This is a genomic window from Enterococcus sp. 3H8_DIV0648 (assembly GCF_002140655.1).
GTDB classification, from domain to species: Bacteria; Bacillota; Bacilli; order Lactobacillales; family Enterococcaceae; genus Enterococcus_A; species Enterococcus_A hulanensis.
Window position 1 is genome coordinate 571435 of record NZ_NGLG01000002.1, and the last position, 8820, is coordinate 580254.

General features: G+C 46.9%; 8 protein-coding genes and 2 other annotated features. All 8 genes read right to left on the minus strand.

All coding sequences use genetic code 11. The features are described from left to right. Positions 1-21: 21 nt before the first annotated feature. The 8 genes from A5875_RS18940 to trpE all read right to left on the minus strand — a co-directional run bounded on the left by A5875_RS18940 (position 22) and on the right by trpE (position 7724). On the minus strand, positions 22-1428 hold the full coding sequence (locus tag A5875_RS18940) for a C69 family dipeptidase (protein WP_088935132.1): 1407 nt from the start codon (positions 1426-1428) through the stop codon (positions 22-24). A gap of 69 nt (positions 1429-1497) precedes the next feature. Next, a complete protein-coding gene (gene trpA / locus A5875_RS18945) occupies positions 1498-2253 on the minus strand; it encodes a tryptophan synthase subunit alpha (RefSeq protein ID WP_088935133.1) in 756 nt (251 codons plus the stop codon). Continuing rightward, on the minus strand, positions 2250-3443 hold the full coding sequence (trpB, locus tag A5875_RS18950; protein WP_088935134.1) for a tryptophan synthase subunit beta: 1194 nt from the start codon (positions 3441-3443) through the stop codon (positions 2250-2252). The genes trpA and trpB overlap by 4 nt, the downstream gene beginning before the upstream one ends. Before the next feature lie 20 nt (positions 3444-3463). Further along, entirely contained in the window at positions 3464-4075 is a 612-nt protein-coding gene (locus A5875_RS18955; protein WP_088935135.1) for a phosphoribosylanthranilate isomerase, read from the minus strand. Then, positions 4072-4830 (minus strand): indole-3-glycerol phosphate synthase TrpC, encoded by a 759-nt coding sequence (gene trpC / locus A5875_RS18960; protein ID WP_088935136.1) that lies wholly within the window; start codon positions 4828-4830, stop codon positions 4072-4074. Before trpC ends, A5875_RS18955 begins: the two co-directional genes overlap by 4 nt. Further along, positions 4831-5847, minus strand: coding sequence for an anthranilate phosphoribosyltransferase (gene trpD / locus A5875_RS18965; protein WP_088935137.1), 1017 nt, complete (start codon positions 5845-5847; stop codon positions 4831-4833). Further along, positions 5848-6378, minus strand: a complete 531-nt coding sequence (locus tag A5875_RS18970) for an anthranilate synthase component II (protein ID WP_088935138.1) — start codon at positions 6376-6378, stop codon at positions 5848-5850. After that, complete coding sequence (gene trpE, locus A5875_RS18975) at positions 6375-7724, minus strand: anthranilate synthase component I (RefSeq protein WP_088935139.1); 1350 nt, start codon at positions 7722-7724, stop codon at positions 6375-6377. The genes A5875_RS18970 and trpE overlap by 4 nt, the downstream gene beginning before the upstream one ends. 74 nt (positions 7725-7798) lie before the next feature. Then, positions 7799-8025, minus strand: a binding site (T-box leader). A gap of 563 nt (positions 8026-8588) precedes the next feature. After that, positions 8589-8819: a binding site (T-box leader), on the minus strand. Position 8820: the final 1 nt, after the last annotated feature.

The following is an 8820-nucleotide window of genomic DNA, read 5'->3' on the forward strand; positions in this document are numbered from 1 at the left end:
GCCTTTAATCATTTATTACGATTAATCATTCAAATTATATCGTAATTTCATATGTTCTGAACCGGAGATGACCATGTCGCCAAATAGTTTGGTTTGACGTTTCAAGGATTCGTCTGCTAATTTTTCATTGGCAGCTTCCAAGAATTTTTGTGCGTCATCTTGATCGGCAACGGCTTTATCGGTGGCATTTTGAATGCCGCGGTAGACAGACATTGCTTCCAATTCAAAGGTATTGCGGAAATCTACATAGAAATTGTAATCCGTATCACCAAGTAAGGCAGTGGCACAGCTTAACCAGTACATATTGTTCAAATCAAAAGTACCGGTCGCATCTTTGTAGCAAGCTGGCGTGTCGTTGACATTTGAGTAGAATGGCACGACCGTATTAAAGGTATTCGCACCATAAGCTAACCAATGAACACCGGCGATTTCAGCTGGTACATTGTTGCGGATTTGTAAAATGTGCACATTGTGGTTCCGGTTGATCCCGATTGGACGGATCAGCGTTTTTTCTGCTTCGGTACCGTCACCGTAAGGATCGTATTTGGTATTTTCAAAGTGAGAACTCAATACGAATTTCACATCTTCGATCGAAATCTTGCGGTTTGCGCGGCAAATGAATGGCAAATCTTGATCCATTGGGTCTTGTTCCACTTCTGGAGTGAAATATTTTTGACCGTACCAAGCACGTGGATTGTTGTAAACCGTATCTTTAATAGAAGCACTGCCAAAAATATGACGCAAATTGTAGCCTTCAAAATCAGGATTCAAATGATTGTCTTCGATCAACGCTTTTAGATCGTCGGAGCAAAGTGTATCTGCTGAATCGAAATCAAAGTCGTCGATGTTCATGCGGTTTGGCGCAACCACATAGGCATCATCTGGAATGCGAACGGCTGCCCAGTGATGGCCGCCGATGGTTTCTAGCCACCAAACTTCGTCTTGATCGGAAAAGGCGATCCCATTTGGTTCATAGGTTCCATATTCTTTTAGTAATGCGCCTAAACGTTCTACGCCTTCTTTTGCGCTATGGATGTAAGGCAATACTAGCGTCACGAGATCTTCTTCACCGATGCCGCCTTCTACATACGGATCAAGTCCTTGGATGCGGGGATTGGTCGTAATTGTTTCGGTTGCGGACATCGCAATATTTTCACTGTTGATCCCAGCCGCAGGCCAAATACCGTTCGTTAAGATGGCGTTTGGCGTAGAAGTGTAGCGCAGTGGATTGTCCGGTAATTCAACCTTCACGCCGCTGATGACTGCTTGATAATGTCTAGGCTGATCTTCTGGTTGAACCACCACAAAACGTTGCGGGTCTAGAGCTTCGTGCCCGTCATCGTTCCTTGAAATAATAGTTGAGCCATCGATTGATGCTTTCTTTCCGACTAGTACAGTGGTACATGAACCTTTTACTCTTTTTGTCATACTTGAAACACGCTCCTTTTCATGGTACTTCAAGTATAACGCTAATAAAAATAAACACCAAATGAAATCCTATTGAATGATCTCCGCTACCAGTTCACCGGTTTTTTCGGTGCCTTGTTCTGCTAATGACTGCACGATTTTGGAGCCGATCACCACGCCGTCGCAGACCTGCTGGAAGCTTTTCACCTGCTCATTGGTGGAAATTCCAAAGCCGGCCAAAACAGGAATCTGACTAAAACTCTTAACTTCCGCCAAATGATCCAGCAAATCGCTGCGGAAATCCTGCCCCGTCCCTGTGATCCCATTAACTGTTACCGCGTAAATAAACCCTTCTGCCTCCGCCACTAATTGTTCGATCCGCTCTTTTGGACTTGTCAGCGAGACTAAGATCAATAACGCCAAATCGCCTAAATCAGGCAGCACCAGATCACGATGCTCATAAGGTAAATCGGGAATAATAAAGCCCTGAACATCGGTATCCTGCAAGTCCTCCACTAATTCCTTGATACCGTAATGGAAAAAGGAATTACTGTAGCCCATCAAGATCAGCGGAGCCCCCGACCGAAACCCTTGCAATTTTTCGATTAGCTTCTTTAACGTAACCTGCTGGGCAAAGGCCCGTAATCCCGCCGCCTGAATCGTTGGTCCATCTGCGACTGGATCAGAAAAAGGCACCCCTAATTCAATCGCCGCAGCTCCTTGGTCCACCAGCATCGCTATTTCTTCTTCTAATTTATCTAATCCCTGCGCCCCCGCCATGATATAAGGGACGAATAATTTTTCTGTCTCCGCTCTGCTTTTTAAGATTTTTGTCAATGGCTTCATTTTGCTGCCTCCATTCGTTCTTTGATTTGTTGAACATCCTTATCGCCGCGGCCGGAAAGGTTCATAACGATAATTTGATCTTTTTCCATCGTCGGTGCCACCTTCATGACTTGCGCTAAGGCGTGAGAGCTTTCCAACGCCGGAATGATCCCCTCCAAGCGTGAAAGATAATGAAAGGCCTCGACCGCTTCTTCATCATTGATCGCCGCATACTCCGCCCGACCAATATCGTGTAAGAAAGAATGCTCCGGTCCGATACCGGGATAGTCAAGTCCGGCTGAGATCGAGAAGGCCTCCAGCACCTGTCCATCATCGTCTTGCAATAGGTGCATCTTAGCGCCATGCAAAATCCCGACACTTCCCTTATTAATCGAAGCCGCATGCTCCTGTGTATCCAATCCATGCCCCGAAGCCTCCACCCCCATCAGACGAACCGCTTCATCTTCAATGAAGGGATAAAACATCCCCATCGCGTTGCTTCCGCCGCCGACACAGGCCATCACCAAATCAGGCAAACAACCCTCCGCTGCTAAAATTTGTCTCCGCGTCTCGATACCGATCACGCTTTGATAATCCCGCACAATCTCAGGAAACGGATGCGGACCTAAGACAGACCCCATCACATAATGAGTATCCTCAACAGTTGCCACCCAATAGCGCAGCGCCTCGTTCACCGCGTCCTTCAAGGTTTTACTGCCGGAGGTCACACTTTCTACTTTGGCGCCTAAGAGCTCCATCCGAAAAACGTTCAGAGCTTGCCGCTTCACATCGATCTCTCCCATAAAGATCGTACATTCCATCCCGAAAAGTGCGGCAGCGGTCGCCGTTGCCACCCCATGCTGACCCGCTCCGGTCTCAGCGACCACCTTGCGTTTCCCCATCTTCTTCGCCAGCAAAACTTGGCCCAAAGCATTATTAATCTTGTGAGCGCCTGTATGGTTTAGATCCTCGCGCTTCAAATAAATCTTGGCACCGCCCAGTTCCTTGGTTAAACGTTCCGCAAAGTAAAGCGGATTTTCCCGTCCGACATATTGCTTCAAATAATATTTCAGCTCTTTCTGAAATTCCGGGTCCTGTTTGGAAGCCTCATAGGTCTCTTCTAATTCTTGGACCGCGTACATTAATGTTTCGGGGACGAACTTGCCGCCGTATTCTCCGTAAAAGCCTGCTTGATTTGGTTCTTGGTACATGGAATCACTCCTTAATTTTTTTATAGATCGTAGATTTGTTTATCTGCTGCTTTGACTGCCTGACAGAAAGTCTGGATTTTAGCCAAATCCTTTTCACCAGCCGTTTCTACTCCGCTGGAAACATCCACCACCTGCGGCTGGAAATAGCTGATCGCTTCACCGACGTTTTCAGCAGTCAGTCCGCCTGCCAACCAGAGCTTATCCTTGGGAAGATGCCGCTGATCGACTAAACGCCAATCAAAGGTTTGACCATTTCCCCCCATTAATTTAGCTGGCGGGGCATCCAATAAAAGATGCGGATATTGGTAAAAATAGATCGAGGCCTGATCGTGGATGCTGAAAGCACGAATGATCGGGCGGGAAAGTTTGATCAGTTCACTCTTTCCGTGAATTTGGATCAGGTCCAAGCCAGCAATTTCTACGATCTCCTCCACTTCGGCCTGCAGCGGCGAAACGAACACCCCGACTTTCTTGATTGTCTCTGGTAAATCCTTCGTCAGCCTTCGAACTTCTTCAGGCCGCACCTTCCGCGGACTCTCTGCGAAAACAAACCCAAGATAATCAGCTCCCGCCTGCACCGCTGCATCGATCGCCGCAATATTTTTCAACCCGCAAATCTTGATTTGCGTCATGCTCTGCTCACCTGCAATTCTCTGATTTTCTCCGCCGGATCGTTTGCCCGCATCAAGGTTTCGCCTACTAATACTCCGTGATAATTCTGTTTGACTGTTTCAACGTCTGCGCCTGTTTTAAAGCCCGACTCGCTAATATAGACGGTTGGACTTTCAGGCTGAGCCAGCTCCACGCTTGTTTCGAGGGAAACCTCGAAGGTCTTTAAGTTCCGATTGTTGATCCCGATGATTTTCGCGCCGATCGCTTGCGCCTGTTCTAATTCAGCCGCGTCATGCACCTCCACTAAGACCTCCAACCCGCGAGACTCCGCTCCTTGATAAAGCTCAGCTAATCGTTTCGCTGACAAAGCGGCGACGATCAATAGCACGATACTGGCCCCAGCTTTTTTCGCGCGGTCTAATTGCCGTTCATCAATGATGAAGTCCTTGCATAAGATCGGCACGTCAACTACCTGAGCAATCGCCGCCAGATCATTGATCCTGCCCTTGAAGAAAACCGGGTCGGTCAAAACCGAGATGGCACTGACACCCGCCTGCTGATAATACTGGGCCTGCTTCAAAATATCGACGCCTTCATTGATCGCTCCTTTTGAAGGAGAGGCGCGTTTGATTTCACCGATGACGTGCATCTTTTCTGGCTGCTCCTTCACCGTTTGATAAAAGGACGCCCGCTGTTTTGTCGGTACGGCTTGAACGGCGGTGAGATTTTCGACTTCCTGTTTTTTCTCGTTTAAAATCGTTGTTAAAAAATCCACTTATGCCACCTCCTGCTGTTTCGCCAGCAATTGCTGGAGCCGATCATAAGCCGCACCAGATAATATTGATTGCTCCGCCTCGGCGGCGATGCCATCTGTTAAACTTTTTACCCGTCCACTAGCTAAGAAGCCTAGGCCCGCGTTCAGCAAAACTGTTTCATAATAAGCAGAAGGCACACCCTGCAAGACGGAAAGCAGAATCTCTTTATTTTTTTCAACCGAACCGCCGACGATTCCCGACATAGGCACTCGTTTGAAGCCGGCCTCTTCCGGATCGAAGCTAAATTCCTCCACAGCGCCATCCTGATACAGCGCACAATGTGTCGTGCCAGCTAAGTTTGCCTCATCCATGCCGCCATGACCATGAACGACGATGGCTCTTTGACGGCCTAATTGCCCTAAAGTTTTCGCCGTTTCAACCAAAGAATCTCCCGCATATGTGCCCATCAGCTGATGCTCCAATGGATAGGGATTGATGATCGGCCCTAACAAATTAAAAATCGTCGGTGTCGCCAGCTCTTTGCGAATATGCATCACCGCTCCCATCGCCGGATGTAAAGTCGGCGCGAACAAAAAGGCGATCCCCGCTTCCTTCAGTAAGTAATCGATTTTCCTCGGGCTGACCGTCAACGAGACACCCAGCGCTTCGAGTACATCAGCGCTGCCGGATTTGCTGGAAATGCTGCGATTGCCGTGCTTTGCCATAGGAATCCCGCCGCCTGCCAAAACAAAAGCGGCCGTGGTGCTGATATTGAAGCTGTGGGAATGATCGCCGCCGGTGCCGCAATTATCCATCACCCCTGCTGGTGCGGATAGCATCGGAGTTCCCTTTCCCTGCATGACCTGTGCTAAACCCGTCAGCTCTGTCGCCGCTACTCCTTTTACCTTCAAGCCTACTAATAAGCCGCTGATTTGGCTGTCACTCAGTTGCTGCTCAAAGATTGCCTTTCCCAGCTGCTGCATTTCTTTAATCGTTAAATCATTTCCGCGATAGACCTTTTCAAATAATTCCTGCATTTAAATCCCTGCTTTCTGTAAAAATTTCTGAAGATAGCTTGCGCCGTTCTCTGTTCCGATCGATTCTGGATGAAATTGCAAGCCATACACCGGATACCGCCTATGGCGAATCGCCATGATACAGCCGTCAGCTTCAGCGGTTACTTCCAAATCCTGCGGCACTTCCTTTGGATCAATCATCAGCGAATGGTATCGCATAACCTGTCGCTCCTCACGACCTTTCAGACGAGATTGCTTGCCGTGCATGATCGTTGGTGCACTGACGATTTTTCCGCCGAAGACTTCCCCAATCGCCTGATGGCCTAAACAAATTCCCAAAATCGGTTTCCTGCGATAAAACCGGCGGATCAGCATTTCGCTTTTTCCAGCTTCTGCTGGTCTGCCCGGTCCCGGTGAAAGGACGATCGCCGAAGCTTCTTCCGCTGCGGCAAATAATTTCGGATCATCGTTGCGTAAAATCGTTACCTCCTCTGGTAATAGCTGCACCAGATTATAGGTAAACGAATCATAATTATCGACCAATAAAATCATTTTCCCACCTCCATCAACGCCTTGGCTTTTTGTAGCGTTTCAAAATACTCACTAGTTGGCTCCGAATCATAAACGATCCCGGCACCTGCTTGAACATGTGCCCGCTGATCCTTCACGACCATAGTACGAATCGCGATCGCAAAATCCGCTTGATCGTTTTGATCTAAAAATCCCACCGCTCCCGCATAGATCGAACGCTTGACCGTCTCCCATTGATAGATGCGGGTCATCGCTCGAATTTTTGGTGCGCCGCTGACGGTTCCTGCCGGCAGAGTGGCTTTCAGTGCGTCCATCGCTGTATGCTCTGGTTTTAATTTGCCTGTCACGACCGAAACCAGATGCATCACGAATCGGTAACGTTCGATCGTTAAGTAAGTCGGCACGGTGACGGTTCCGCGGATGGCGACTTTTCCAAGATCATTCCTGCCGAGATCCACCAGCATACGATGCTCCGCGATTTCTTTCGGATCATTTTGTAATTCTTCCGCTAACGCGTCATCTTCTCGTTCACTTGCTCCGCGTTTTCTCGTTCCAGCGATTGGATTTGTTGTGACCAGCTCCCCTTCGACCGTCACTAAACTCTCGGGTGAACTGCCGATCACCTGAACATCGGGAAAATCCAGATAATACAAATAAGCGGAAGGATTGCTTTGCCTCAACTGCCGATAATAAGTAAAAGGATCGATCAAAAATTCGGCCGTCAACCGCTGTGAAGGAACGACTTGAAACAGATCGCCTTCTATAATTTTTGTCTGCGCTTGTTTTACAATTGCTTCAAACTCCGCCTGAGAGAAATTACTCGTAAAGTGCAAGGGCTTCATTTCTAGCGTCGGGAGTGCTGCTGGTTGTTGAAGCCTTCGCTCAGCTTCCTTCATCCGCCTGTCTAGCCTCGCTTCCGAATCATGACTGTAGCTGTTTCCTATGACTAAGGTGCAGGTTTCTTGCTGGTGGTCATAGATCACATACGATTCATAAAGATAAAATTGCAGATCAGGAACATCCAGCTCATCTTTCGGCTGCTCCCCGATATTCTCATAGCAAGCCGCCACGTCATAGCCGACATATCCCAGCGCTCCGCCTTGAAAGGGCAAATCTGGTTGAGGAGCCTCTTCGTTCAATACATATTTTTCCAGTTCTTTTAATGGATCTTCACAGGGATAGCTCTCAATCCCATTGTGAAATTCTCCATTTTGAAACGTTAAGCGCCTAACCGGATCAAAGGCGATGATCGCATAATTCTGTGCTTCAGCCTTTCGTTCAAATAAACAAGTTCCCTCCGTTTTCAAACTGTAATAAATCGTTAACGGGTTTAATTTTTGATCGGTTAATAATTTTATTTTTTTCATAATAGGACTCCTTGTAAAATAGTTTTTAAAGTAAAAATTCGACAAAAAAAGCCCCCAAACCAAAGAAACTCTGGTTTGAGGGCGCAAATAGCACGGTACCACCTCTTTTTACTGTTCGCAAACAGCAACTCTAATCGTCCAACAACGACCGCACTCTGTAACGGGAGCTCCCGTCGTTCCCTACTGCTTTTCAAGAACGCTCCAACAAGTCCATTCACTAGGGAAAAAATGTTTCTTCTCATCAACCGAAACTTTCTGTGATTTTTTCTTTCCTAGCTACTTCTCTTGCTTATGATTTGGTTTGATTAATTTTTTAAAACTTACCTTGTAGATTGTGACTGAACTGACAGCTAGTTCATTTCAAGGGATTCATTTTTCCAAAACCGTGAAAAATGAGTTTGGTTTTCACTGCGCATATCATCAAACTAAACAGCTTGAACGATTTATCCTTAAAACCTAGAATTGAGTCTCCTACTTTATAGAACTGCGAAAAGTTTGACTGACAGCTACCTCGAGTTAATGGCATCATTTTTCCAAAATCATGAAAAATGAGTTTGATTCTCACCACGCATACGATTCCACTAAGGTACTGAAAGTACTGATTGGAACTCGCAGCTAGTTCATTTTAGGGAGTTCATTTTTCATAAAGCGCGAAAAATGAGTCTGATTTTCACTGCGCATACGATTCCACTAAGGTACTGAGGCAATAAGTGGAACTCGCAGCTAGTTCGTTTTGAGGAATTCATTTTTCGAAAACCGCGAAAAATGAGTCTTATTTTCACTGCGCATACGATTCCACTAAGGTACTGAAAGTACCAAGTGGAACTCGCAAAAAAAAGCCCTCAAACCAAAAATAAGCTTTGGTTTGAGGGCGGGGATTCCACGGTGCCACCTCAATGGTATGCCAAACAGGGCATTTCTCATTCAGTCGTCCAACAACGACCTTACTCTGTATCGGGAGTTCCCGGAAGTTCCTACTAAGGATTCAAAACTTCGTCCAAAAGTCCATTCGCATAATAATCCCTACTGATTCACAGCACCATCAGCTCTCTGAAAAGGCTCATCTATGTTACTTCTCTTTTGTATGACTCATATT

Coding starts and splice junctions, on each gene's coding strand:
- trpB (WP_088935134.1), bottom strand. CDS start 3,443: ATGTACCAAGAACCAAATCAAGCAGGCTTTTACGGAGAATACGGCGGC.
- A5875_RS18940 (WP_088935132.1), bottom strand. CDS start 1,428: ATGACAAAAAGAGTAAAAGGTTCATGTACCACTGTACTAGTCGGAAAG.
- A5875_RS18955 (WP_088935135.1), bottom strand. CDS start 4,075: ATGACGCAAATCAAGATTTGCGGGTTGAAAAATATTGCGGCGATCGAT.
- trpD (WP_088935137.1), bottom strand. CDS start 5,847: ATGCAGGAATTATTTGAAAAGGTCTATCGCGGAAATGATTTAACGATT.
- trpE (WP_088935139.1), bottom strand. CDS start 7,724: ATGAAAAAAATAAAATTATTAACCGATCAAAAATTAAACCCGTTAACG.
- A5875_RS18970 (WP_088935138.1), bottom strand. CDS start 6,378: ATGATTTTATTGGTCGATAATTATGATTCGTTTACCTATAATCTGGTG.
- trpA (WP_088935133.1), bottom strand. CDS start 2,253: ATGAAGCCATTGACAAAAATCTTAAAAAGCAGAGCGGAGACAGAAAAA.